The organism is Rhizobium sp. LC145 (assembly GCF_001005825.1).
Lineage (GTDB): Bacteria > Pseudomonadota > Alphaproteobacteria > Rhizobiales > Rhizobiaceae > Neorhizobium.
Genome location: NZ_LBHV01000015.1, coordinates 16,477 through 41,508, shown reverse-complemented (window position 1 = coordinate 41,508; position 25,032 = coordinate 16,477). Strand labels below are relative to the sequence as shown.

The 25,032-nt window shown below is 61.7% G+C and carries 21 protein-coding genes; 4 read left to right on the top strand and 17 right to left on the bottom strand.

Going from position 1 to position 25,032, the window contains the following annotated elements; all coding sequences use genetic code 11:
* Nucleotides 1-15 precede the first annotated feature (15 nt).
* From YH62_RS26715 to YH62_RS26700, 4 genes are read right to left on the bottom strand one after another with little or no spacing between them, the layout of a single operon-like run.
* Nucleotides 16-873 carry a serine hydrolase gene (locus tag YH62_RS26715; RefSeq protein WP_046797366.1) on the bottom strand — a complete coding sequence of 286 codons (858 nt, stop codon included), beginning with the start codon at nucleotides 871-873 and terminating at the stop codon, nucleotides 16-18.
* The gene (locus tag YH62_RS26710; RefSeq protein ID WP_046797365.1) at nucleotides 870-2,498 is read right to left on the bottom strand and encodes an ABC transporter ATP-binding protein; all 1,629 of its coding nucleotides are present in this window, start codon (nucleotides 2,496-2,498) and stop codon (nucleotides 870-872) included. The genes YH62_RS26715 and YH62_RS26710 overlap by 4 nt, the downstream gene beginning before the upstream one ends.
* Nucleotides 2,495-3,313 carry an ABC transporter permease gene (locus tag YH62_RS26705; RefSeq protein WP_046797364.1) on the bottom strand — a complete coding sequence of 273 codons (819 nt, stop codon included), beginning with the start codon at nucleotides 3,311-3,313 and terminating at the stop codon, nucleotides 2,495-2,497. Before YH62_RS26705 ends, YH62_RS26710 begins: the two co-directional genes overlap by 4 nt.
* Nucleotides 3,310-4,254, bottom strand: a complete 945-nt coding sequence (locus YH62_RS26700; RefSeq protein ID WP_046797363.1) for an ABC transporter permease — start codon at nucleotides 4,252-4,254, stop codon at nucleotides 3,310-3,312. The genes YH62_RS26705 and YH62_RS26700 overlap by 4 nt, the downstream gene beginning before the upstream one ends.
* A 124-nt stretch (nucleotides 4,255-4,378) precedes the next feature.
* Between YH62_RS26700 and YH62_RS26695 the strand changes: the two genes are divergently transcribed.
* The gene (locus YH62_RS26695) at nucleotides 4,379-5,332 is read left to right on the top strand and encodes a LysR family transcriptional regulator (protein WP_046797362.1); all 954 of its coding nucleotides are present in this window, start codon (nucleotides 4,379-4,381) and stop codon (nucleotides 5,330-5,332) included.
* Between the two features lie 4 nt (nucleotides 5,333-5,336).
* On the opposite strand, the gene acnA is transcribed toward YH62_RS26695, so the two are convergent.
* The 6 genes from acnA to YH62_RS26665 all read right to left on the bottom strand — a co-directional run bounded on the left by acnA (nucleotide 5,337) and on the right by YH62_RS26665 (nucleotide 13,497).
* Nucleotides 5,337-7,961: an aconitate hydratase AcnA gene (gene acnA / locus YH62_RS26690; RefSeq protein WP_046797361.1), complete on the bottom strand. Its 2,625-nt coding sequence runs from the start codon at nucleotides 7,959-7,961 to the stop codon at nucleotides 5,337-5,339.
* A 117-nt stretch (nucleotides 7,962-8,078) separates the two neighbouring features.
* A complete protein-coding gene (locus YH62_RS26685; protein WP_046797360.1) occupies nucleotides 8,079-8,960 on the bottom strand; it encodes a GntR family transcriptional regulator in 882 nt (293 codons plus the stop codon).
* 74 nt (nucleotides 8,961-9,034) lie between these two features.
* Entirely contained in the window at nucleotides 9,035-10,534 is a 1,500-nt protein-coding gene (locus YH62_RS26680; protein WP_046797393.1) for a tripartite tricarboxylate transporter permease, read from the bottom strand.
* A 9-nt stretch (nucleotides 10,535-10,543) separates the two neighbouring features.
* Nucleotides 10,544-11,017, bottom strand: a complete 474-nt coding sequence (locus YH62_RS26675) for a tripartite tricarboxylate transporter TctB family protein (RefSeq protein ID WP_046797359.1) — start codon at nucleotides 11,015-11,017, stop codon at nucleotides 10,544-10,546.
* Between the two features lie 48 nt (nucleotides 11,018-11,065).
* Entirely contained in the window at nucleotides 11,066-12,037 is a 972-nt protein-coding gene (locus tag YH62_RS26670; protein WP_046797358.1) for a tripartite tricarboxylate transporter substrate-binding protein, read from the bottom strand.
* Nucleotides 12,038-12,468: 431 nt separating this feature from the next.
* Nucleotides 12,469-13,497 carry an alpha/beta hydrolase gene (locus tag YH62_RS26665; protein WP_245282214.1) on the bottom strand — a complete coding sequence of 343 codons (1,029 nt, stop codon included), beginning with the start codon at nucleotides 13,495-13,497 and terminating at the stop codon, nucleotides 12,469-12,471.
* A 108-nt stretch (nucleotides 13,498-13,605) separates the two neighbouring features.
* On the opposite strand from YH62_RS26665, the gene YH62_RS26660 reads away from it, so the two are divergent.
* On the top strand, nucleotides 13,606-14,502 hold the full coding sequence (locus YH62_RS26660) for a LysR family transcriptional regulator (RefSeq protein WP_046797357.1): 897 nt from the start codon (nucleotides 13,606-13,608) through the stop codon (nucleotides 14,500-14,502).
* 85 nt (nucleotides 14,503-14,587) lie between these two features.
* On the opposite strand, the gene YH62_RS26655 is transcribed toward YH62_RS26660, so the two are convergent.
* From YH62_RS26655 to gcl, 4 genes are all read right to left on the bottom strand, one after another.
* On the bottom strand, nucleotides 14,588-15,856 hold the full coding sequence (locus YH62_RS26655; RefSeq protein ID WP_046797356.1) for a glycerate kinase: 1,269 nt from the start codon (nucleotides 15,854-15,856) through the stop codon (nucleotides 14,588-14,590).
* A gap of 61 nt (nucleotides 15,857-15,917) precedes the next feature.
* Nucleotides 15,918-16,802 (bottom strand): 2-hydroxy-3-oxopropionate reductase, encoded by an 885-nt coding sequence (locus YH62_RS26650; protein WP_046797355.1) that lies wholly within the window; start codon nucleotides 16,800-16,802, stop codon nucleotides 15,918-15,920.
* A gap of 3 nt (nucleotides 16,803-16,805) precedes the next feature.
* Complete coding sequence (hyi, locus tag YH62_RS26645; RefSeq protein ID WP_046797354.1) at nucleotides 16,806-17,624, bottom strand: hydroxypyruvate isomerase; 819 nt, start codon at nucleotides 17,622-17,624, stop codon at nucleotides 16,806-16,808.
* Between the two features lie 32 nt (nucleotides 17,625-17,656).
* Entirely contained in the window at nucleotides 17,657-19,441 is a 1,785-nt protein-coding gene (gene gcl, locus YH62_RS26640; protein WP_046797353.1) for a glyoxylate carboligase, read from the bottom strand.
* 159 nt (nucleotides 19,442-19,600) lie between these two features.
* Here gcl and YH62_RS26635 point away from each other — a divergent pair, with 159 nt between their 5' ends.
* Nucleotides 19,601-20,443 carry an IclR family transcriptional regulator gene (locus tag YH62_RS26635; RefSeq protein WP_046797352.1) on the top strand — a complete coding sequence of 281 codons (843 nt, stop codon included), beginning with the start codon at nucleotides 19,601-19,603 and terminating at the stop codon, nucleotides 20,441-20,443.
* Nucleotides 20,444-20,531: 88 nt separating this feature from the next.
* Here the strand turns inward: YH62_RS26635 and guaD are convergent, their stop codons facing one another.
* Together guaD and YH62_RS26625 are read right to left on the bottom strand one after the other, a co-directional pair.
* Nucleotides 20,532-21,872, bottom strand: coding sequence for a guanine deaminase (gene guaD, locus YH62_RS26630; protein ID WP_046797351.1), 1,341 nt, complete (start codon nucleotides 21,870-21,872; stop codon nucleotides 20,532-20,534).
* The gene (locus YH62_RS26625; RefSeq protein WP_046797350.1) at nucleotides 21,869-23,110 is read right to left on the bottom strand and encodes a urate hydroxylase PuuD; all 1,242 of its coding nucleotides are present in this window, start codon (nucleotides 23,108-23,110) and stop codon (nucleotides 21,869-21,871) included. Before YH62_RS26625 ends, guaD begins: the two co-directional genes overlap by 4 nt.
* Nucleotides 23,111-23,249: 139 nt before the next feature.
* On the opposite strand from YH62_RS26625, the gene YH62_RS26620 reads away from it, so the two are divergent.
* Nucleotides 23,250-24,194 (top strand): LysR family transcriptional regulator, encoded by a 945-nt coding sequence (locus YH62_RS26620; RefSeq protein ID WP_046797349.1) that lies wholly within the window; start codon nucleotides 23,250-23,252, stop codon nucleotides 24,192-24,194.
* Here YH62_RS26620 and xdhC read toward each other — a convergent pair.
* The gene (xdhC, locus tag YH62_RS26615) at nucleotides 24,184-25,032 is read right to left on the bottom strand and encodes a xanthine dehydrogenase accessory protein XdhC (RefSeq protein ID WP_046797348.1); all 849 of its coding nucleotides are present in this window, start codon (nucleotides 25,030-25,032) and stop codon (nucleotides 24,184-24,186) included. The genes YH62_RS26620 and xdhC overlap by 11 nt on opposite strands.

Below are 25,032 nucleotides of genomic sequence, written 5' to 3'. Positions count from 1 at the left end.
TCTTGGCGTTTAGAACTAGAAGCGATCCCAGCAGGCGCGCGTGAGTCTGCCGATTGTTTCGAGTGCCATCGTATATCCGGGCGTACCGTCGGGCAGCGCGGACGGAACGTCGTCCGTATACGCGGTCATGATGAAGAGCGGAGCGCCATTGCGATAGACGATGCCGGCATCCATGCGTCCGCGCTTGCCGCGGCCGCTCTTGCTTGCAACGGCCGTCTCAAATGGCAGGCGGGAATGGATGCCGTATCTCAGCACCTGGTTGCGAAGCGTCTGAAGCGACCATACGCACAGGTCTGGACTGCATCCCAGCTTCCGCTGCGCCTCGGGAGAGGTTTGGGCGTCCAGGATCGTCTGCAAAAGCAAAACCTGATCTGCGGCGGAGGTGGTCGTTACCGTTTCGAGAGGATGATCGACCGCAAGCGCGAGCGGCGGGATGAGAAAACGATGATGCGTGTTGACCATGCCGAGCGACTTGCAATAGCCGTCGACTTCCTCAAGCGTCAGCCGCTCGAGTACCATCTTGGTGCAGACGTTGTCGCTCAGCACCATCATGCCGGTGATGGCGTCGCGCAGTGAAATGACGACCCCGGGGGTAAGATAGCGGAACATGCCGCTTGCAACCTCTTCGGACAAGCGCTTCTCGTAGGTGATCCGCTCTTCGAGATCGATGCGGCCTTCCGTTGCAGCCTTGAGCGCAGCCATCATGATCGAAGTCTTACGGGTGCTTCCCGATGGCGTTTCCTCGTGTTCCCCCCGGCCGACCGTTTCGCCAGTCAGAAGATTTCGCGCCATGAAGCGGGTGGCGAAGGGCTGCGCATCGCAGATCTCGTTAAGGGCTTTCTTCAGCGCTTCGGAATTCGTGGTCAAGGTCATGCCTCCAGGCGCCATTTGAGTGACACGCCACCCTGTGCATTCTGATCAAGGGCGGGAATGGCCGAGAGGAGGCGGCGCGTGTAAGCCTCCTTCGGACTGTCGAAAATCGTATCGCGGTCGCCCTGTTCGATGATCCGGCCGTCTTGCATGACGACGACCCGATCGGCCACCTGCTCCACGACGCCGAGATCATGGCTGATGAACAGGCAGGAGAAGCCGTAGCGCTTCTGCAGGTCGGAGAAGAGATCGAGCACCTGCGCCCGGACCGTTACGTCGAGCGCGGAAACCGGCTCGTCGGCGATCAAAAAGCGGGGCCGTCGGGCAATGGCGCGGGCGATCGCCACACGCTGGCGCTGACCGCCGGAAAGCTCGTGCGGATAACGATCGGCGTAATCCACGCCCAATCCAACTTCTTCAAGGGTTTCATGGGCTCGCTTGCGTTTGGCCTCGGCGTCAAGACCGGGCACCAATCTCAGCGCCTCTTCGACCAGCGCCTCGATCGTCATGCGCGGGTCAAGAGAGGAATAGGGGTCCTGAAACACCATCTGGCAGTTCAGGCGGTAGTCGATCCAGTCCTCGTCGCGCGAGCGCCCCTGGAACCGGATCTGTCCTTCGCTTTCCTTGACAAGGCCGGCAATGGTACGGCCAAGCGTCGTCTTGCCCGAGCCGGACCCTCCAACGAGCGCCACGACTTCGCCTTCGTGGATATCAATGCTGACGCCATGCAGCGCCCGCTTCGACCCGGCTTTCCTCAGAAGCGACTTGCGACCGGCATAATCGACGACGATATTGCGCGCCGACACCATGGGCGCCTTCGACGTGTCTATCACACGCAACTCGCCGCGGAACGGCAGCGAGGAGAGTAGTTTCTTGGTATAAGGGTGTTTGGGCGCCTCCAGCAGGTCCGCGGTCCTGCCCTGCTCGACGATCACGCCCTTTTCCATCACCACGATGCGGCTGGTGTACCGCGCCACCATGGGCAGGTCGTGGCTGATCAGGAGCACAGCCGTGCCTTCCGCCCGTGTCAGTTCCACCATCAGTTCCATGACATCGCGCTGGATGACCGCGTCGAGCGCAGTGGTCGGTTCGTCGGCAATCAAGAGCGCCGGCTTCAGAAGCATGACGGACGCCAGCATGATGCGCTGGCGCATCCCGCCTGAAAACTCGTGGGGGTAGGCGGTCAGCGCGCCTTCCGGATCGCCTATGCCGACACGTTTCAGCATGTCGAGAATGCGTTCTCGGCGCTCCTCCGCCGATAGTTTCGTGTGGAGGGCAAGTCCCTCCTCCAGCTGGCGGCCGATGGTCATCGACGGATTGAGCGAGGTCATCGGTTCCTGGAAGACGACGCCGATCTCTGCGCCGCGCAGGCGTCGGAGCTCGCGGCTCTTCATCCCCATTACGTCGCGCCCCTTGTAGGCGACCGATCCGCCGGTAACGGCGATCGCCTGCGGCAGGAGCGAGATCAGCGCTCGCGTGGCGAGGGTCTTGCCCGAACCGCTTTCGCCCACGATCCCGAAGATCTCGCCCGCGGCAATGTCGAAATTGACGTTGCTGACGACTGCGTGGCCGGTTCTTGCGACCTCCAGCGAGAGATCACGGACGGTTAGAAGTGTTTCCGTCGTCATTTCAGACCTCTCATGCGCGGATCGAGCCTGTCGCGAAGGGCGTCGCCCAAAAGATTGATGCCGAGAAGGGTCAACGCGATGCAGAGACCCGGAAAGAGCCCAAGCCAGACGGCCTGCTGGATGAAGGGACGCCCCGCCGCCAGCATGTTGCCCCAGGTCGGAGCCGGCGGCGGCACGCCGAGCCCCAGAAAGCTCAGCGCGCTTTCAGACAGGATCGCCCAACCGAACATCGAGGTGGCGAGAACGGTGATCGGCGCCAGGCAGTTCGGCAGGATATGGCGGAACATCGTATAGAGCTCGTCGTTGCCCATTACCCGCGAGGCCTCGATGAACTCCCGCTCACGCAGCGACAATACTGCACCCCGCACGACGCGGGCCATGGAAGGCGTATAGGCAATGCCGAGCGCGAAGATGATGCCGTACTGATTGGCGCCGAAGACGGCCAGCAGGCCGAGCGCCAGCAAGATGCCGGGAAAGGCGAGAAGCGCGTTGTTGACCGCCATGATGAGCCCATCCGTCCAACCACGCGCATAGCCGCTGACCAGACCGATAAGCGTACCGCAGACGGTCGCAAAACCGACGGTCAACGCCCCGATCCAGACGCTGGCCCGGGCACCGATCATCAGGCGGCTGAGCACGTCACGGCCGAACTCGTCCGTGCCCAGAAGATGTTCCGCACTCGGGGCAGCAAGCCGCGCGGTGAAGGAGAGCTTCATCGGGTCGAACGGCGTCCAGAAGAGACCGATGGCGGCAGTGGCAAGCAGGATGGCGATCAAAATGCCGCCGATGAGCCCGTTGAACGTAAACTTTTTCATTCGGCAACAACACGCGGATCGAAGAGGGGATAGAGCAGGTCGACGACAAGGTTGACCAACACGTAGGAGAGCGACACCAAGAGCAGGCATCCCTGGATGACCGGGTAATCACGGGCAAAAATGCTGTCCACCATCAACCGGCCGAGGCCCGGAATGGTGAAGACCGTTTCGATGACGGCGATGCCGCCGAGCAGATTGCCCAGGATGAGGCCGATCATCGTCCAGGTCGGTCCGAAGGCGTTCTTGAAGGCATGCCGCCAGAGCACCGCTCCTTCGGAGAGACCCTTGGCGCGAGCATGGGTAATGTAGTCGAGACGCAGCACTTCTAGCGTCGAAGCGCGGGCCATGCGGATCAACACGCCCGCCTCGTGGATCACCAGCGTCATGATCGGAAGCACGAGATAAAGCATACCGCCAATGACGTTGTCGGCGAGCGAGACATAACCCAATACCGGTAACCAGCCGAGCTTCAGGCCAAAGAGCAGCAACAACAGCAAGCCGAGCCAGAAGGTGGGGATGGAAAGAAGTACCGTTGCGGTACCGACCAAGGCCAGATCCATCAGGCTGTTCTGACGCCAGGCGGCGATTACGCCGGCCGGCACGGCGATCAGGCTGGCCAGCAGCACCGCCACGACGACGATCTCGGCGCTAACCATGAAGCGCGACACCACCAGCGGCAGCACGGCCTCATCGTTGACAATGGAACGGCCGAAATCTCCTTGCAACACATTGCCGGCCCAGATCAGGAATTGCTGCGGCATCGACTGGTCGAGGCCGAGTTCTGTGCGCATCGCGGCGATCTGATGGGGTTCGGCGCCATCGCCGAGCATCAGGGCCGCGGGATCACCGGGGATGAAACGGATCAGCGCGAAGACCGTCACCGAAACGAATGCAATCGTCGGCAGCGCCATAAGCAGGCGGTTCAGTATAAATCGTAACATTGGTTCCCCTGCTGAGGTCCGTGCCTTGCAGCTTTGTATGGACACTATGACGATCTGCAAAAATCCTGCAATATTATGAGATTCTTCATATCTCTATTCATTGCTGACGCGAGGCTTGACGAGAATGAACCTCAATCAACTGGAAATCCTTCGTGCCCTGATCACGACCGGCTCGACGATTGCTGCAGCCAGAGTGACCGGCTTGAGCCAATCCGGGGTCAGTCGCCTTTTGCAGCAGCTCGAGTCCGATCTTTCGATGACCCTTTTCCTGCGCGAAAAAGGCCGCCTGATCCCAACGCCTGAGGCGATATTGTTGGCGAAGGACGCGCAGGACGTCTTGATGGCGCTCGAGCGCATGTCGGCCCGGGCGGAAGATCTGAGGAAGGGGGTCTCGGGTCAGGAAACGGTTCGCGTCGGATTGCCGATCAGCATGTGGGAACACTTTGCGCCCGCAATGCTGATCGACTTCACGCACCACTTCCCCGGCGTTCGCATCGAAACGTTTTTTGAGACAACCACGGCCATAAGACGGCTTGTCGAACATCGCGTGATCGATATCGGCTTACTGAGGCTGGAAGAAAACCTCGGCTCCGGCATCGTGGTCGATGAAGTGGCGACCGGGGAAAACGTGTGCGTCCTTCCGTCAGATCATCCACTGACTGCCCGATCAGAGGTGACCCCCGGCGATCTGGTCGATGTCCCTCTGATCCTCATCGGCCGTCAAAGGCCGAACCGCCTGGTCCTCGACCAGGCATTTGCTCGAAACGGCGTCAAGCCTTTCGTCAAGATCGAAACCCACACGAACAGCTCCGCATGTTCCTACGTGGCTTCCGGTCTTGGGGTGGCAATCATCAGCAGCTTTTACGCCAATCTCTTTCGAGAGCTTCCCATAGTCCAGCGACCGTTCCGCCCAAGGTCGATCCAGAAGTTCGGAATAACACGTGTGGGGGCCGTGCCATTGTCGATCGCCGCTCTCGGTCTCTGCGAGGCATTGAAGCGGCAGATCACCCGCTCACAGGATCAAAGTCGGCCACGCCGCGCCTTCGCCAGTGCTCTTGACCGGCCTCCGCCCGAATGACTGATTACACGACTTCCCTGTTTTCGGAGCTTTCGAGGGCGTTGCGCAGGATGAGCGGCAGTATTCCGCCGGCTTGCAGGATCTTCACCTCGGTCGAGGTTTCGATCGCAGCCGTAGCCTGAAACGAAATCGTCTCGCCGTTCCGTCTCCTGATGACGATGCGCACGGGCTTTCTTGGCGCGATGTGCGTCTCCTCGGCGTCCACCTCGACGAGGTCGCCCGGCTGCAATGCAAGCCCGGAAGGCCCCCATTCCGCTGGTAGCCTCAGAGGAAGGATGCCCATGCCGATGAGGTTCCAGCGGTGAATGCGCTCGAAGCTCAGCGCGAGCACCGCCCGGACCCCGAGCAAAGACACGCCCTTGGCGGCCCAATCCCTGGACGAGCCCATTCCGTAGCGCTCTCCCGCCACCAGGACGTGGGGCTGCTGTTCGAGCCTATATCTCTCTGCCGCTTCCCAAAGCGGCATGACCTGCCCGGAAGGAACGTGCACGGTGGAGCCGGGAGGGATGTCCGATCCTAGCAGGTTGCGGACGGTCTTGTTCGTGAACAGGCCCCTGACCATGGCCTCCCAATTGCCGCGGCGGGAAGAATAGACATTGAGATCGAGCGGGTTTTCGCCGCGTTCCACCAGGTATTTCCCGGCAGCACTGCCGGCGGGAACGGCCCCGGCCGGAGAAATATGATCCGTGGTGACATCGTCTCCCAGCACCATGATCGGATGAGCCAGATAGCGGCCGAGGAGCGCGCCCTCGCCGAAGCCGGCGAATGGCGGCCGCCGGATATAGGTCGACTTGTCGTCCCATGGGAAAAGCGTCGTGGTCGGCGCGTCTAGCGCCTGCCAGGCGGGGCTGCTTTCAGCTTTCTCGTAAGCCGGCGAATAATCCCCATGATCCGACGCCGCGGCCACCGCCTCGTCGATCGCGGCTGCCGTCGGCCAAAGCATCGCAAGCGTCACAGGCTGACCATCGGCCGTCATGCCGATGGGTTCACGGGTGATATCGATATCGACCGTGCCGGCCAGGGCGAAGGCAATGACGAGCGGCGGCGAGGCCAAAAATCCGGCCTCCAATTGCGGATGCACGCGGCCTGGAAAATTGCGGTTTCCCGAGAGGACCGCGACCGGCAGAATATCCCGCTCCGACATCGCCCGCTCGATCGGCTCCGTCAATGGTCCGGAATTGCCGATACAGGTCGTGCAACCATACCCCACGATGCCGAAGCCGATCGCTTCCAGGTCTTCAAGCAGGCCCGCGCGCGTCAGGTAACGCTCGGCGGTCGGCGAGCCAGGCGCAAGGGAGGTTTTGACCCAATGCGACGGCCGCAGGCCGAACGCCCTCGCCTTCCTCGCCAATAATCCCGCGGCAAGGAGCAGCCGAGGATCGGACGTATTCGTGCAACTGGTTATCGCCGCGATCGCGACCGCGCCGTCGTTCGGCTCGCCCTCCCCTCCAGTTTTCGAGTTTTTCCTCTTCAAGGGCGCGAGGGATGCCGCAGCCTCGCCGACGGCGAGCCGATCCTGTGGCCGACACGGACCCGCAAGGCTCGCTTCGATCCTGCTCAAATCGATCGACACGACGGACGTGTAACGCGGTTCCGCCGCGGGATCGAACCACAGCCCGGCCCGACGGGCGTAGCGCTCCACCAGATCGACATGCTCGCGCGAGCGGCCCGTCGAGACGAGATAGTCCAGAGTCATTCGGTCGATGGGAAAATAGCCGCTGTTTCCGCCGAACTCGGGCGTCATGTTCGCCACCACCGCCCGCTCGCCTGCCGTCAGCGTCGAGACACCCGGCCCGAAGAACTCAACGAACTTGTCTTGCAAATCTATCTGGCGAAGGGCGTGGGTCACCGTCAGCGCGAAATCGGTCGCCAGCACGCCTTCTCTTAGGCGGCCGGTGAGACGTACCCCGACAACCTCCGGCACGCGAAGAGCGACAGGCATGCCGAAGAAGACGCTTTCGGCCTCCAGCCCCCCGACACCCCATGCCAGCACCCCGATGCCGTTGATCATCGGAGTATGGCTGTCCGTGCCGATAAGCGTATCCGGCACCACCCATGGCCGGCCTTCGCTCTCCTCGGTCGCGACCACCGTCGCCAGGCGTTCGAGATTAAGAGTGTGCATGATGCCCGTGCCCGGCGGATGCACCCGAAAATCCTTCAGCGTGTTCGCCGCCCATTTCATGAAGCGGTATCGCTCGCTGTTGCGACCGTATTCGCGCTGCATGTTCACATTGAGGGCCTCGGAGGAACCGAAGGCGTCGACGGCGACCGAATGGTCCGTCGATACGTCAATGGGTACCACCGGGTTGAGCAAGGAGGGATCTCCACCTGCCTCGGCCAGCGCCGAGCGCATTCCGGCGATATCCACCAGGGCCGGGCCGCAAGTGGTGTCATGCATGAGCACCCGATTGGGCAGGAAGGGAATTTCCGCTTCGCTCGTGCCGGTATCCAGCCAGGCCAGGATCGCGGCCTTGGCGGCTTCAGCATCCTCGCCCCCGCGCCGCAGGACGTTTTCGAGCAGGATGCGATGGATGAAGGGCATCTGGTTCAGCTTGCCATCGGTTTCCTTCTCAAGGTCGATGAACTGATAGACGCACCCTTCGGCTTCCAACGTGTCGACTGCTGTCATCGTGCTATCCAACTCGCTGCCGAACCTGCTTCGGCGCTCGCTTCATTTCTACATATTATGATAATAAAATGCAATATTCGGAGAACACAAAACCCTCTACCGGAATGCGCCTGCACGCTAAACCTGCGGGGCCTTGATCCGGCCCGCGCCCATGATGTGCGTGTAGAGAAACGCCGCAGCCTCGCTTCTTCGACCGCTCTCGATAAGGTCGAGAATGTGAAGATGCTCCTCCGTCTGTTTGGGGAGACGGCTGCGATCGATGGTGATCTGGTACTCGATCAGTCGACGCAGGCGGTTGATCCTCCTGATCGAGTCCAGGAAAAACTCGTTCTTCGACCACCCGACGAGCATTTCGTGAAACTCGTTGTTCGCCTTGAATATCTCGGCGCGGGACCAGGTCTGATAGCCGCCGGCCGATAGCGCCGTCTGTGTCTGGCGGGCACGCTGCAGCTCCTCGAGATCGGGCTCGAAGCTCGGAAGCAGCATCGCCTGTTGCTCGATAACGGCGCGGAAGGCATAGCCGTCCTCGTAGCTTTGCCTGGATGTCAGCGTCTGCCTGAATGCCCAGCCATTCCCTGGTAGCCGCTCGATCCAGCCTTCGTCGGCAATACGGTGCAGGATCTTCAAAAGCCGGCTGCGCGGCAGCTCGTAGAGCCGCATGAGTTCGGCTTCGCTTACCCGCTCCGGCAGCCTGCTCGCCAGCCGGTCTTCCGCAATCCGGAAATAGACGGCGTCCTCGCCGTCTTCCCGTTCGGTCGGCCGGGAGGCGTCGCCCAGGTTTTCCGCGTCGACCGCGAGAAAATAGCCGCGGTTTGCCTCCGCGCGCACGACCCCTTCGCCTTCGAGGCGGCGCAGGGCGCTCATCACGGGCGCGCGGGAAACGCGAAACGCGTCCGCCAGCATCTGGAGGGGAAGGTGTTCGCCTTTCCGCATCTCCTTCGATTTCACGAACTCGATGATGCTGTTGCTGATCTGAGGAGACAGACTGTTTCTTGCCATCTAGATACCTGCGCTTTTCCAATCCCGCCGGGCTCGGCCGACATGGCGTGAGCCCGGAGGTATTCCAGTATCCCCTAGTCTTCATCCTGCTGGAAGCGGGACAGGCCCTTGAAGATGAACGGCGCGACCAGCGCGATGGAGGCTATCCCCGTCATGATCGCCGAACTTGGATGCTGCAGGAAGACCATGGGATCGCCAAGACTCATCTGGAGCGATCTTCTGAGCGCATTATCGGCAAGTGGACCAAGTATCAATCCGACGACTGCGGGAGCGATGGGATAATCATAGCGCCGCATGAGGAAGCCGACCACGCCGAAGCCAGTCAGTAGGAGAAGTTCCACCACCGACGGATTGGCGGCGATCGTTCCCATAGAGGCGAAGACGAGAATTCCCGCATAGAGCCAGGGCAAAGGAATTGCCAGCAGTCGCACCCAAAGACCGATCAGCGGCAGGTTCAGCACCAGAAGCATGACATTGGCGATGAACAGGCTGGCGACCAGACCCCAGACCAGATCGGCATGCTGCGCAAACAGGAGAGGACCGGGTTGGATGTTGTACTGCTGGAAACCCGCCAGCATAACCGCCGCTGTCGCCGACGTGGGAAGTCCAAGCGTCAGAAGGGGCACGAGAGTACCCGCCGCCGAGGCGTTGTTTGCCGCCTCCGGGCCGGCAACGCCCTCGATCGCCCCCGAACCGAATTCCTCGGACTTCCGACTGAGCTTTCTCTCGATATTGTAGCTGAGAAACGTCGGAATCTCCGCGCCGCCCGCAGGAAGCGCCCCGATGGGAAACCCGATTGCCGTTCCGCGAAGCCATGGCTTCCAGGATCTTGCCCAGTCTTCCATGCTCATCCAGATCGAGCCTTTGATGGGGATCGGCTTTTCGGGTTTGTAGAGATGACGCGAGGCCACCACCAGGGCCTCGCCGATTGCAAACAGGCCTACGGCAAGCGTGGTGACTTCGATCCCGTCGAGAAGCTCGGGCACGCCGAAGGTGAGACGCGCTTGACCGGTCAACTGGTCGATCCCCATCAGTCCGAGCCACAGGCCGAAAGCCAGGCTCGTCAGGCCGCGCAGGGGAGAAGACCCGAAGGTTGCCGATACGGTCACGAAAGCGATCAGCATCAGCCCGAAATAATCCCAGGGCGCGAACTTCACCGCGATCTTGACCAGCAATGGCGCCAGGAATGCCAGGGCAATCGTTGCGATGAGCGCGGCGACGAAGGAACCGATCGCCGCCGTTGCCAGCGCCGGCCCGCCGCGGCCGGACCGGGCCATCCGGTTGCCTTCCAAGGCCGTAACGACGGAAGCGCTTTCCCCCGGTGTGTTCAGCAGGATCGCCGTTGTGGAGCCGCCATACATCCCACCATAATAAATGCCCGCGAACATGATGATGGAACCGCCCGGATCGAGCTTGAACGTCACCGGAAGAAGAAGCGCCACGGTCAGCGCCGGGCCTATACCAGGGAGAACGCCAACCGCCGTGCCGATGATGACGCCGATTGCCGCATAGACCAGATTGGCCGGCTGGGTCGCCAGCGAAAATCCGTCGAAGAGAAGAGCAAAAGATTCCATCATCGCACCTTAGAAGAGCCGTTCGAGCGGCCCCTGGGGCAGGGCCAGCGTCAGGAGCTTGTTGAACAACAGGAAGATCAGGATCGCGAGCACGGCGCCAATACAAATGTCTGCCAATAGGGCCCTTCGACCGAAGGCGCGCGCCGTGAATGCGAAGAGCAGGGTCGAGCCCACAATGAAACCGCCGCCGAGCCAGATGGACCCGATGAGCGAAGCAAGCGCCAAACCTATCCAGCCGATGGCTTTCCAGTCGGACGCTTCCGCCTCCAGATCGAAAGGCTTGAACGCGCTGACGAGATGCCCGACGCCAAGCGCGACGAACAGCACCGCGACGAAATAAGACGTCGCGTTTGCGCCCATTCCATAGCTGGCGCGGACCGTCATCGCACTCGCATCCCAATAGGTGATGAAAGCGATGGCGAAGAGTATGACCGCCACCACGGCGGCGGGGCGATTGGGAGTGTGTAGGGTCTTGCCGCTCATAAAGTCCTCTAGGGCGCAGGAAGGATGCCCCTCCCTGCGCCTCCCGAATTAGTCCGCCAGTCCGATCGACTTCAGGATGCCCTGAACGCGATCCGTTTCCGAAGCGACGAAGGTTTTGAATTCGTCGGAGGGAGCGTAGTAATCCGTCCAGCCGCGAGCCTTGAGAAGCTCCTTCCATCTATCGGAGGTGACCGTCTTCTCGATGGAGGCCTTCAGCGCCTCCAGGTCTGCACCCTCAACGCCGGGTCCGGCGAAAACGCCACGCCAGTTCACGAGTTCGATATCGAGACCTTGGGCTTTCAGCGGCTTCGCCTCGATACCTTCGATCGGTTCGGGATAGGAAATCGCCAGGGCCCTCAGGTCGCCGGACTCGATCTGACCCTGCCATTCTCCGTAGCCGGAAATACCCGCGGTTGCCTGGCCGCCCAGCATGGCTGCCAGCGCTTCGCCCCCTCCGGAATAGGCGACATAATTGATCTTGCTGGGATCTTCTCCGGCCGCCTGGGTGACGAGCGCCGCAAGTATATGGTCCGCGCCGCCCGCCGAACCGCCGACCCAGATCGCCTTGGCAACATCGCTCTTGATGGTCTTCAGGAGTTCGTCGATCGTCTGGATCGGCGAATCCTTCGGCACGACAATGACCAGCGGATCGCCGGTCAGCCGCGCAAGCGGCGTTACCTGGGTAAGGTCGACGGGCGACTTGTTGGAGATGCTTGCACCGACCAAGGTGATACCGGCAACCAGCAACTGGTCGGGGCTGCTCTTCGCCGAACCGACGAACTGGGCAAGACCCACGGTGCCGCCGGCGCCCGGAACATTGACGACCTGCACGCTTTTTGCGGCACCCGTCGCCATCATCACTTCCTGAAGCGAACGGGATGCAGCATCCCATCCCCCACCAGCTCCGGCGGGTGCCGTGATCGTCAGCTCGAGCCCCTGAGCCGAAACGGAAATTGCGCCAGCGGCAAGCGAGCTGCCGATTATCGCGGCCATGAGGCCGTGCCTGAAGAAATTACGCATGAGCGATTGCCCTCCTCACGTTCTTGTCAGCTCCCCTCCGGAGCCGAGATGAAGAGATTTGCATTATATAATAACAAAAGTAAATAGCGTCATCGCAAAGGACGGCCGCAGCACGGCTTGAGGAAGGCCTGGCTTTCCCGCTTCGAACGGAGTGCCGCACCTCGGGTTCAACGAAGATCCATGGGATGTTGAGACGGGGTAGAGAGGCCCTTGCAGACTATAACGATTTCAAACCGAGCGTGACGCTAAACGCATCATTGTGGATGTACCTGGCTTTGCGGCGGCGATGCGCCTTGCGCCGCGACGTTCACGGTGGGTGAGCAACACAGAATGCCGAGGGCTAAGAATCTTGGAAAAGCGAATGCCTTTCGATCGAATCCGAGGCGAGAACGCCCCGGAATGAGCTTCGAACGGCAGCAGAGGTGGCATTCTTAGGCGAGATATTTGCCGAAGTGTTGCGCCACGGCGTGCGCGGCTTCCGGCACCTTCCCGCCGTCATAGAAATCGAAATGATTGCCGTCAGTCCAGTGAAGGGTTTTGGGGCCCTGCAGCAGATCATAGGCCTTGCGTGCCTGATCTGGTAACGCGCATCCGTCGGAGTGGACGATCAGCGCCGGTGTCGTTATCCGCCCAGTTTCGCGAATGGGATCGAACGCAAGCCACGGCTCCCACGACATGACGGCGAAGGCGTTCGTCCATTCGATCACGCCACCGCCGCGAGTCTCGTCCATGTAGTATTCCATCGGCCCGACATGAGAGGCACTCGGATCAGAGTTGTGGTAAGCAGGAATCATCCGATTTTGACCTGTGCGCTCGTACTCCGCGCGGGCTGTTCGGCCTGCTGCGCGGCGCTGTTCTACCCCTTCCGGTCCGCCGTAGAGCAAGGGATTGGTTACCGCAGGCTCTGCCAGATGGCTGGCGACAGAAGCAATCGCCGCAATTCTATCGTCGCGGGCAGCTGCATAAAGGACCGTTCCGCCCGAGGTGCATATGCCAAGAAGGCCAATACTCTCCGGGCGCACGTCCGAGCGCGACGCGAGAAAGGTAACGGACGCTGCATGATCCTCGGCCTTGGCCTCCGGATCCTCGTACTGGCGAGCCCTACCACCACTTTCGCCGTAATGGCGATAGTCAATACTAAGCGCAATATACCCGCGTTTTGCCATCTCGGCTGCATAGATGCCGCCCATCATCTCCTTGACCGCAGTCAGCGATCCGCCAACTACGATGGCAGGGTAGCGGCCGTCGGCGCGGTAGTTGGCTGGCATGTAGAGGTTGCCGACAAGAAAGCTGTCGCCAGCCGCAAAACGGACCTTGTGAACCGCGACTTCGTCAGCATTGGCCAAGGGAGCCGCTTTGGCAAAGGTGGAGAAGCCGAAACTCGCGACGGACGCCAGTGCAAAGGCGGATTGCCCGAGGAAAACTCGGCGAGTGGGCACAAGAAGGTTGGAGGTCATCATTGGTCTCCTATTCGATTGGACACCACACGGCGTCGAGAAGACCTTGCCTCCTTTTATTATCCTGAAAAATCGCCTACCTTTTACATGCCTATTCGGGAAAACCTTATAATGCGACTTGATCAACTCAGCGGTATCGTCGCCTTTCTGAAGGTCGCAGAGACAAAAAATTTCACGCGAGCCGCAGCCGAACTCGGTGTCACACCGCCTTCCCTGAGCGAAGCGGTAAAGGGACTTGAGGAGCGGCTCGGTATAAGACTGCTGAACCGCACGACGCGCAGCGTCGGCTTGACCGAGGCCGGGGCTGCTTATCTCGCCAGAGTGCGCCCGGCGGCCGAGGAAATTCAGGCAGCGGGCATTGCCCTCGCGGAAGCCAAAGATCGTCCTGCAGGCACGCTGCGTCTCAGTCTGCCATGGATTGCCGGGCCGCTGCTGATAGAACCGCTAATGGGCAAGTTCCTGGCGGCCTATCCCGATATACGGCTCGATCTCGTCTTCGACGACACCTTTGTCGATATCGCAGCCGTGGGCTTCGACGCAGGCGTCCGTATTGGCGAACTTCTGGACGCGGACATGATCGCCCTCCGGGCAACCGGTGCACTGAAGAACGCCGTTCTGGCGAGTCCCGCCTATCTTGCTGAGCACGGCACACCTCTGTGTCCAGCCGATCTCGTGGATCATCGCTGCATCGCCTACCGCTTTTCATCGACACGCACCGTCTCGCAATGGGACCTGGTGGAGGACGGCCGCGAATACGGTTTCACGCCCGATCCCCACTTTTCGGCCAACACCATGCCACTCGTGGTGGAAGCGGCGGCACAGGGGGTCGGACTCGCCTACACCACCGAGCGCCTCGCAAGCAGGCACTTGCATGACAGAAGCTTAGTGAAGGTCTTGGAGACGTTCTGTCCGACGCTCGATCCGCTCTACGTTTACTATCCAAGTCGACGGCTCGTCCCGCCCAAACTGCGGGCTTTTCTCAACTTCATTCGCGCGGAGCCCAATTGAGCGTTCCAGGTTTCGATGACAAGCTCGGAAGCTACGAGGAGCCCGATCTTGGAACCGCATGAAGAAGCAATGTCCAGGTACCATCCTATTGGATGAGGATCGCTCTGAAATCGTTGATATTGGTGCCCGTCGGGCCCGGCACGAACAGGTCGCCCAGCCGCGAAAAGGCCGTCCAGCTGTCGTTGCGAACAAGGAATTCGGCGGCGTCCGCCTGGCGTTCGGCAAGGCGCGCGACGGTCGTGCCGTCGGCAAACGCGCCGGCATTGTCCTCCGAGCCATCGATACCGTCAGTATCGGCTGCAAGAGCGGAAACGCCCTCCAGACCGTCGATGCCACCGGCCAGCGAGAGCAGGAATTCGCTGTTTCGCCCGCCCTTGCCCTTACCCTTGATCGTCACCGTCGTCTCGCCGCCGGAGAGAATGACGGTGGGCTTTCGGAACGGTCGGTTGCGGCGAACCACTTCCGCGGCGATCGCCGCATGAACACGCCCAACCCCGGATGCTTCCCCCTCGATGGCATCGGAAAGGATGACCGCTTCGACACCCGCCTTGCGTGCGGCTTCCGCGGCAGCCTCCAGCGAAACAGCGGCAGATGCGACAAGCTTCACCTCGTTGCGGGCAAACCGAACATCGGATGGCAAGGGTGGGGCGTCGCTGTTCTCGCGGATATGGCGCATGATCGCTTCAGGCAGATCGAGGCGGTAACGCTCGATGAGGCGCAGCGCATCGGCGCGGGTCGTCGCATCCGCAATGGTGGGCCCAGAAGCCACAAGGGCGGGATTGTCGCCAGGAATATCGGAGACGACGAGCGAGACGACACGCGCCGGATGGGCGAGCGCCGCAAGGCGGCCACCCTTGATGCGCGAGACCTGCTTGCGCACGGCATTCATCGCGCTGATCGGCGCACCGGAGGCGAGCAGCGCCCGATTGACGGCAATCTCATCCTCGAGCGTCAACTCGCCCGCGGGTGCGGGCAGAAGCGCAGAACCGCCGCCACAGACGAGCGCGACGACGAGGTCGTCTTCCGTCAAGCCCCGCACCGCAGCCATCAGCCGGCCGGAAGCCATCAAACCGTTCTGGTCGGGCACCGGATGGGCGGCTTCCAGAACCTCGATCCGTTCGCAGGGAATGGAATAGCCGTAACGGGTAACGACGACGCCGGAAAGCGGCGCGTCCCAAAGCCGTTCGAAGGCCCGCGCCATCTGTGCCGCACCCTTGCCGGCCCCGATCACCATCGTCCGGCCCTTCGGCCTTTCCGGCAGATTGGCGGCCAGCACCTTCTCCGGATCGGCAGCAGCGACCGCTACATGGAAAAGCGCTTCCAGAAAGGCGCGCGGATCGGCAATGGTCGGCATCGATTTTCTCCGGCTTTAGAAAAAGCCGGGCGGCGCTCCTCTTCGCCACCCGGCTCAGCCGTCATGCGACGGCGTGGTTCGCCATACGCTCGAGTGCCTTGACGAGACCGGAATGGTCAAGCCCGCTGTCGCCATTGGCTGCACAGAGATTGAAGAGCTCCTGCGTCGAGGCGGTGTTGGGCAGAGCGATGCCGAGCGACTTGGCACCCTGCAGCGCCAGGTTCAGGTCCTTCTGGTGCAACGAAATGCGGAAGCCCGGATCGAACGTGCGCTTGATCATGCGGTCGCCGTGAACCTCCAGGATGCGGGAGGAGGCAAAGCCGCCCATCAGGGCCTCGCGCACCCGTGCCGGGTCGGCGCCGGCCTTGGAGGCGAAGACGAGCGCTTCGGAAACCGCCTCGATCGTCAGTGCCACGATGATCTGGTTGGCGACCTTGGTCACCTGGCCGTCACCGCAATCGCCGACGAGCGTGATGTTCTTGCCCAGCAGTTGGAGGAGGGGCAGCGCCCGGTCGAAGCTTTCCTGCGACCCGCCCGCCATGATCGACAGGGTCGCGTTCTTGGCGCCCACCTCGCCGCCGGAAACCGGAGCATCGATATATTCGGCGCCCGTACCGCGAACCCTCTTTGCGAATTCCTTCGTTTCGATCGGCGAGATCGAGCTCATGTCGATGACGAGCTTGCCGGCTGAAAGACCGAAGGCGACGCCGTTTTCGCCGAAGAGCACGTCTTTCACTTCCGGCGTATCCGGCAGCATCAGGATGATCGTGTGGACGGTTTCGGCAAGCGCCTTCGGCGTCTCGACGAATTCCAGTCCGTTGTCGAGAAGCTCCTGGCGCGGCGGGATGACGAACTTCGAGGTGACGACCTTGTGGCCGGCGTCCTGAAGGTGGCGCGCCATCGGCGTGCCCATGATGCCGAGGCCGATAAATCCGATTGTTGCCATAACTTAGCTCCTGATCTTGAGAATGTCTGCGCTCTTGCCCTGCCGGCCGACCGCGGTGGCGAACCAGCCGAGCCCTTCCTGGGTCGTGGCGCGCGGCTTGTATTCGCAGCCGATCCAGCCGTCGTAGCCGAGTGCGTCGAGCGCCTCGAAAACGAAGGGATAGGCTATCTCGCCGGTGCCCGGCTCGTTACGGCCCGGATTGTCGGCAAGCTGCACGTGGGCGATCTGTGCCTGGTGCTTCTTGAACGTGCCGATCAGCTCGCCCTCGGTGCGCTGCTGGTGGTAGAGGTCGTATTGGATGAACAGGTTGTCGCTGCCGACCTCGGCGATGATCGAGGCCGCCTGATCCGGCGTGTTGAGGTAGAAGCCCGGAATGTCGAAACGGTTGATCGGCTCGATCAGCAGCCGGATTCCGTGCTTACCGAGTTCGTCGGCCGCGAATTTCAGGTTGGCGACGAAGGTTGCTCTCAGCACCTCGTCCGAAACTCCGACCGGCGCGATGCCGGAGAGGCAGTTGATCTGCTTGCAGCCGAGCATGGTCGCATAGTCGATCGCGGACGCCACGCCGCGGCGGAACTCGTCCACCCGGTCCGGCAGGATGGCGATACCGCGCTCGCCGCCAGCCCAGTTACCGGCCGGCAGGTTGTGCAGCACCTGGGTCAAGCCATTGAGATCGAGCGCGGCGCGCAGCGCCTCCTTGTCGAAATCATAAGGAAAGAGGTATTCGACGCCGTCGAAGCCGGCCTTAGCGGCGAGCGCGAAGCGATCGAGGAACGGCACCTCGTTGAAGAGCATCGTCAGATTGGCCGCAAACTTCGGCATGGTTGTTCTCCCTCTATTTTGCGCAATTGCCCTCAGTCGAGACCGACCAGCGTGGCGGTCGGCGCGTCCTCGCCGCGTTCGGCAAGTTCCTCGAACTCGACGACGGCGTTGATGTCGGCGCCCATGGAAATATTGGTGACGCGTTCGAGGATGAACTCGATGACAACCGGAACCTGGTGCTCCTCCATGAGCTTCTGTGCCGTGGTGAAGGCTTCCTGGAACTCGTTCGGGCTGCGCACGCGGATTGCCTTGCAGCCGAGACCTTCGGCGACGGCAACGTGATCGACGCCGTAGCCCTTCTCCGCATCTCCGGAGGCGTTGATGTTGTCGAAGGCGAGGCTGACCTCGAAATCCATGTTGAAGCCGCGCTGTGCCTGGCGGATAAGGCCGAGATAGGAATTGTTCACGACCACATGCAGGTAGGGCAGCTTGTGCTGCGCGCCGACCGCAAGCTCCTCGATCATGAACTGGAAGTCGTAGTCGCCGGAGAGCGCGACGATCGGGCGATCCGGATCGGCCGCGCGGACGCCGAGCGCCGCCGGCAGCGTCCAGCCGAGCGGACCGGCCTGGCCGCAGTTGATCCAGTTGCGCGGCTTGTAGACGTGCAGGAACTGCGCGCCGGCGATCTGGCTCAAACCAATGGTCGAGACATAGCAGGTGTCACGATCAAAGGCTTTGTTCATCTCCTCGTAGACGCGCTGGGGCTTGAGCGGCGTCTGGTCGAAATGGGTCTTGCGCAGCATGGTGCGTTTGCGCGCGCGGCACTCCTCCGCCCAGGCAGACCAGTCCTTGAGCTTGCCGGCAACCTTCCACTCCGTCGCAACGTCGAGGAGAAGCTTCAACGCCGCGCCGGCATCCGAGACGATGCCGAAATCGGGGGCGAAGACGCGGCCGATCTGCGTCGGCTCGATGTCGACATGCACGAAGGTGCGGCCTTCCGTATAGGTCGGAACATTGCCGGTATGGCGGTTTGCCCAGCGATTGCCGATGCCGAGGACGAAATCGGAGGCAAGCAGCGTGGCATTGCCGTAGCGATGCGAGGTCTGCAGACCGCACATGCCGGCCATCAGCTGGTGGTCGTCCGGGATCGTACCCCACCCCATCAGCGTCGGGATGACCGGAACGCCCGTGATCTCCGCGAACTCGACGAGCAGGTCCGAGGCATCTGCATTGATGATGCCGCCGCCGGCGACGATCAGCGGCCGATCCGCCGCGTTCAGCATGGCGAGCGCCTTTTCCGCCTGCGCCCGCGTCGCGGACGGCTTGTAGGGCTCGAGCGGAGCATAGGTCTCGATATCGAACTCGATCTCGGCGAGCTGGACGTCGATCGGCAGGTCGATCAGAACCGGGCCGGGACGGCCGGACCGCATGGTGTGGAACGCCTTTTGGAAGACGAAGGGCACCAGCGCCGGCTCCATGACGGTGACGGCCCATTTGGTGACGGGAGCGGCGATCTTGGCGATATCGACCGCCTGGAAATCCTCCTTGTCAAGGCGGGCACGCGGCGCCTGGCCGGTGATGCAGAGGATCGGGATCGAGTCCGCCGAGGCCGAATAGAGACCGGTGATCATGTCCGTACCGGCCGGGCCGGAAGTGCCGATGCAAACACCGATATTGCCGGCGCGGGCGCGGGTATAGCCTTCAGCCATGTGGCTTGCACCCTCAACATGGCGGGCGAGGATGTGGCGCACCGAACCGCGCGCCTTCAGCGCCGAATAAAAGGGATTGATCGCAGCACCCGGAACGCCGAAAGCACAATCGATGCCTTCCCGTTCCAGAACCAGTACCGCCGCGTCTACAGCACGCATCTTAGCCATGGGCTTCCTCCGTCTCTTGGCCTGGAGGTTATCCCATTCAGCGTAGCGGGCAATAAAAGAATGGAAATTATTCCCACCATGCGGAAATAAACATTTTCAAGTAATCTGTGGCAATCCACGACAGCGCGGACGTGCCAGAAAGTGCAGAGGAGTTACGCCATGACCGAGCAGCACTACGAAAAAGCGAGAGGAAAGCCAGGCCGCAAGCCGGGCGAAAATTTCGCGCCGTCCTCCGTCCAGGTTCTCGATCGGAGCCTGAAACTTCTGGAACTCGTGGCTGAAGCAGACGGCGCGACGCTGACGGATCTTGCCGATCATTCCGGCATGGCGCCATCCACCGCGCACCGGCTGCTGACTTCGCTCGCAGGGCACGGCATGGTGGCCCATGATGCCGAGACCGGCGCCTGGACGATCGGCGTTAAGGCTTTCGAGATCGGCACGGCCTATCTGCGCTTCCGCAAGCTCGGCACGATCAGCCGGCCCTTCCTCAAACAGTTGATGGAAGATTGCGGTGAAACCGCCAATGTCGCGATCGAGGAGGAAGGCGACGTCGTCTTCATTTCCCAGGTGGAAAGCCATTCGCCGATGCGTGCCTTCTTCCGCCCCGGACATCGCGGGCCGATTCACGCCTCCGGCATCGGCAAGGCCATTCTTTCGACCTGGACGGATGCCCGCATCGCGGCGTTGCTCGCCGGCCGAGACCTCCGGCACTTCACCGGGAAGACTCGCGATACGCTGCCTGCTCTCCTGGACGACATCGCAATGATCCGCAGCCGTGGTTGGTCGATCGACGACGAGGAACATACGCTCGGCATGCGCTGCGTCGCGGCGCCGATCTTCGATGAATATGGGGAAGCTATGGCCGGAATTTCGGTCTCAGGGCCCGCGGTGCGCCTGCCGGATGCAAGGGTCGAAATCATCGGCCCGATCGTGGGCACGGCGGCGGAAGCTCTGACGAAGGCGATGGGCGGACGTTTGGGTTCATCCCAATCAGCGGGATAAGCCTTGAGTGCCCCGGGACCTTCTCCCAACAAGCAAGAGGAGAAGGTCCCGGTTAGTCCGGATGAGGGGTCATGCCGGATCGAACGTATCAGGCCGTTTCGAAAATGCGCTGCCGCGCGACGTTGGCCTTATCCTTTGCCTTCTTCGGCTTGCCGGCAACATAGACCTCCGCGACCGAGCGGTCGTCGCCCATGGTCTGGAGGATGAAGAGTTCCTCCGCGAGCGAGGTCGCCGTCCGCATGCGGTATTCCATGGCCGGCTTGGCGCCGGAGTCGAGCACCACGATATCCGCATCCGCGCCGGAATGAAGCGAGCCGATATGCTGCTCCAGCCCGAGTGCCTGGGCATTGCCGAGCGTCATGCGGTAAAAGGAGCTGAAGGGCGTCAATCGCTGGCCCTGCAGATGCAGCACCTTGTAGGCCTCGGCCAGCGTTTCCAACATGGAGAAGCTGGTTCCGCCGCCGACATCGGTCGCCATCGACCAGCGGGCTCCCAGCCTGTCGAAGCGGTCACGGTCGAAAAGCCCGGAGCCGAGGAAGAGGTTCGATGTCGGACAGAAGACGCCGACCGCTCCCGTTTCGGCAAGAACCGAGATCTCGCGATCGCTGAGATAAATGCAATGGCCGAGCAGCATGCGCTCGTTCAGCAGGCCATAGCGGGCGTAAATGTCCGTGTAATCTTTCGCTTCCGGATAGAGCGACGTCGCGAAGGCAACCTCGTCACGGTTCTCCGAAAGATGCGTCTGAACGAAGCATTCCGGATGCTCGCTGACGAGCGCTTGGCTCATCTCCATCTGCTCCGGTGTCGACGTGATGGCGAAGCGCGGGCTGATCGCATAATGGGCCCGGCCGCGGCCATGCCACTTTTCGATCAGTCGCTTCGTCTCGTCGTAGCCCTGCTGCGCCGTATCGCGAAGCGCTTCAGGAGCATTGCGGTCCATCATCACCTTGCCGCCGATCATGCGCATGCCGCGCGCCTCAGCCGCCGCAAAATAGGCATCCACGCTTTCCGGATGCACCGAGCAATAGGCGGCCGCCGTCGTCGTGCCGTTCGACAGCAATTCGTCCATGAAGCGTTCGGCAACGGCGGCCGCATGGGCGGCCCGCGCGAATTTCTGCTCTTCGACGAAGATATAGGTGTTCAGCCATTCGAGCAGCTGCGCGCCATAGGAGGCGATCGCCTGCGTTTGCGGGAAATGCAGATGCGTGTCGATAAAGCCCGGCAGAACGAGATTCGGGCGATGATCGGCAATCTCCGCATTGGCGCCGGCCAGCTTGCGGATATCGGCATAGGTGCCGGTATCGACAATCTTGCCGTCGCGCACCAGGACGGCGCCGTCCTCGAAGTAGTGATAGGATGCGCTGTCGTCGATGCCCTGCGGCTCGGCAACGAAGGTCAGCACCCGACCGCGGATCAGGACTTCGGTCATTCTGTCTTCTCCCCTTTGATGGCGCTTTCGTACCAGGCAACGATCAGGCGCCGCTCTTCGTCGGAAATCTGGGTGACGTTGGCCGGCGGCATCGCATGGCTGCGACCCGCCTGCAGGTAGATCTCCCGGGCGTGGACGGCGATCTCGCCATCGGTTTCCAGCACCACACCCTTCGGCGGCACGATGATGCCTTCCCAGCCCGGCTCCTTCGCATGGCACATGGAACAGCGTCCGAGAACGGTGTCGCGCACCTTGGGAAAGCTCTCAGCCGCCACGAAAGGCTGCTGCGCGGCCGAGACCTTGGCGTCCTCGGGTTCACCCGACAGCACCTTCGGCACAGTGGAAAGCCACATGATGACGATGAAGAGCAGCACGGTCGCAAGCCAGGTCCAGGTCGGGTTGCCGGCATCCGCATGGCGCGTATTGAAATAGTGGCGGATCGTCACGCCCATCAGGAAGACGAGCGAGGCGATGATCCAGTTGTACTCGGTGCCGAACGCCAGCGGATAGTGGTTCGACAGCATTAGGAACAGAACCGGCAGCGTCAGGTAGTTGTTGTGCGTCGAGCGCTGCTTGGCGATTTTGCCGTATTTCGGGTCGGGCGTGCGTCCGGCGATGAGGTCGGCGACGACGATCTTCTGGTTCGGAATGATGATGAAGAACACGTTGGCCGACATGATCGTCGCGGTGAAGGCGCCGAGATGCAGGAAGGCGGCACGGCCGGTGAAGAGCTGGGTATAGCCCCAGGCAACCGCGACGAGGATGAAATAAAGCGCCACCATCAGCCGCGTATTGTCATTGCCGAAAGGCGACTTGCAGATCAGATCGTACATGATCCAGCCGAAGGCGATCGAACCGAGCGAGATGGCGATCGCCACCGTCTTGGAGACGTCCAGCACGTTCGGATCGATCAGATAGAGGTCCGCCCCGGCGTAATAGACGAGACACAGCATGCCGAACCCGGACAACCAGGTGACATAGCTCTCCCATTTGAACCAGACGAGGTGTTCCGGCATGTTGGCGGGCGCCACCAGATATTTCTGGATATGGTAGAAGCCGCCGCCATGGACCTGCCACTCTTCGCCATGCGCGCCCGGAGGCAGCGCCGGATGCTTCTTCAGGCCCAGATCGAGCGCAACGAAATAGAACGACGAGCCTATCCAGGCTATCGCCGTAATCACATGCAGCCAGCGAACGGCGAATGTCAGCCAGTCCCAGGCGATGGCATATTCGTACAAGGCGTCCTCCCAGAAACTTTTCCCGGACTTTTGACACCTCGCGATTTCCAAGGATATTCCGACAAATCCTCAACACTTTCAAAAAAATCTATAAGATCGCACCTGGTATGATCTGCACTTCAATGTGGTAGAAGAACCCATGTCCTATCTCGATAATGTGCGCGTCTTCGTGCGCGTGGTGGAACTTGGTACCCTTTCGGCGGCGGGGCGCGACCAGCGGGTGACGCCTGCCGTCGCCAGCAATCGCATAAAGGAACTCGAGCGCCATCTCGGCGTGCGGCTCTTCAACCGCACCACGCGAAAGCTCTCGCCGACCGAACACGGCCGTGTCTTCTATGACGGCGCAGTGAAGATCATCGAAGCGGTGAACGAGGCGGAAGCCGCGATCGCCGACCTGTCGCGCAATCCGAAAGGATCGCTTCGCATCACCGCGCCGCTCGGCATCGGCCGCCGGCTGATCGCGTCGGGCATTCCGGAATTCCACGACAAATATCCCGATATCGAAGTGCGTCTGCGGCTCTCCGACCACAATGTCGATATCCTCAGCGAAGGCGTCGACGTTGCCTTCAAGCTCGGCGTTCTGGAAGATTCCAATCTGCGCATGCGCGGTATCCTGAATTGCGAGCGGGTGCTCTGCGCCTCGCCCGCCTATCTCGAACGCCGCGGCACGCCGGCGACCGCCGACGCGCTGATCGCCGACAAGCACGACTGTCTTCTGCTGCGCTATCCCGGCTCAAAGGAATATTATTGGACGCTGATGACCGCCGAAGGTCCGCGCAAGTTCGAAGTCGGAGGTCCCTATGACAGCGACGATGGCGACGTGCTGACCCAATGGGCGCTGGAAAGCCGCGGCATCATCAATAAGCCGCTCTTCGAGGTGAAAGCCTATCTGAGGGAAGGAAGGCTGGTCGAAATCCTGAGGGATACGCCGCCCGCCGCCGTACAGCTCGCCGCGATCTATCCGCACAAGCGCTTTCAAGACCCCAAGGTCCGGCTGATGATCGACTTCATGGCGGAACGATGTCAGCGGCTGATCGGCAAGCAGCTAGAAGACGAGGCCGCGGTCGAAGCGTCTACCGGCTGACGGCTTGCGCCCTGCTCACCTGGTTTCCGGCCCATCTCAGCGCTGCGGTCATGATCTCCGCCGCCGCGAGCGCGGCGATCACCGGCGGGCGCTTGTCCTTCACCGCCGTACCGCCGATCGGACAGACGAGTCGTTCGAAAAGTTCCGGCCGACCGGCTTCGCGCGACAGCCAGTTGCGGAAGGTGGCGCGCTTGGTCTTCGAGCCGATCATGCCGACATAGGCGGCGTCCGCGCGCTTCAACGCCTCGGCGGTGATGAGGAAATCGAGCGCGTGGTCGTGGGTCAGGATCACGAAGCTGCTGCCGGGCGGAGCGTCGCGCACCACGGCTTCCGGCATGGCGGTAAGGCATGTTTCGATATGCGGCACCGTCGAGGCGACGAGCTCCTCCTCCCGCGTGTCCACAAGCACGACGCGTAGCGGCGCGAGCGACAGCGCCAATGCGAGCGCATCACCGACATGACCGGCGCCGAAAACATAGACATGCGGTCTCATGGCCATCTCCCGATCATTGCGCGCGATGAGCGTTTCGGTAACCTCGTGATCGAGCGCCTTGAAGGAGAGGCCGACGCGGCCGCCGCAGCATTGACCGATCTCCGGTCCGAGTGGCACGCTCATCGGCTCGGCGGCAAGACCGGAGCGGATTGCGCGGCGTGCCTGGTCGATCGCCATATATTCAAGCTGGCCGCCGCCGATCGTCCCGAAGATCGCGCTTTCCGATACCAGCATCCAGGCATCGGTATCGCGCGGCGTCGAGCCCGCCGCGCCCGTCACTTCGACCAGGACCGACACCGGTTCGCGGCGAAGAAAATCCCGAACGTCTTCTCGCGCGGCCGGCAT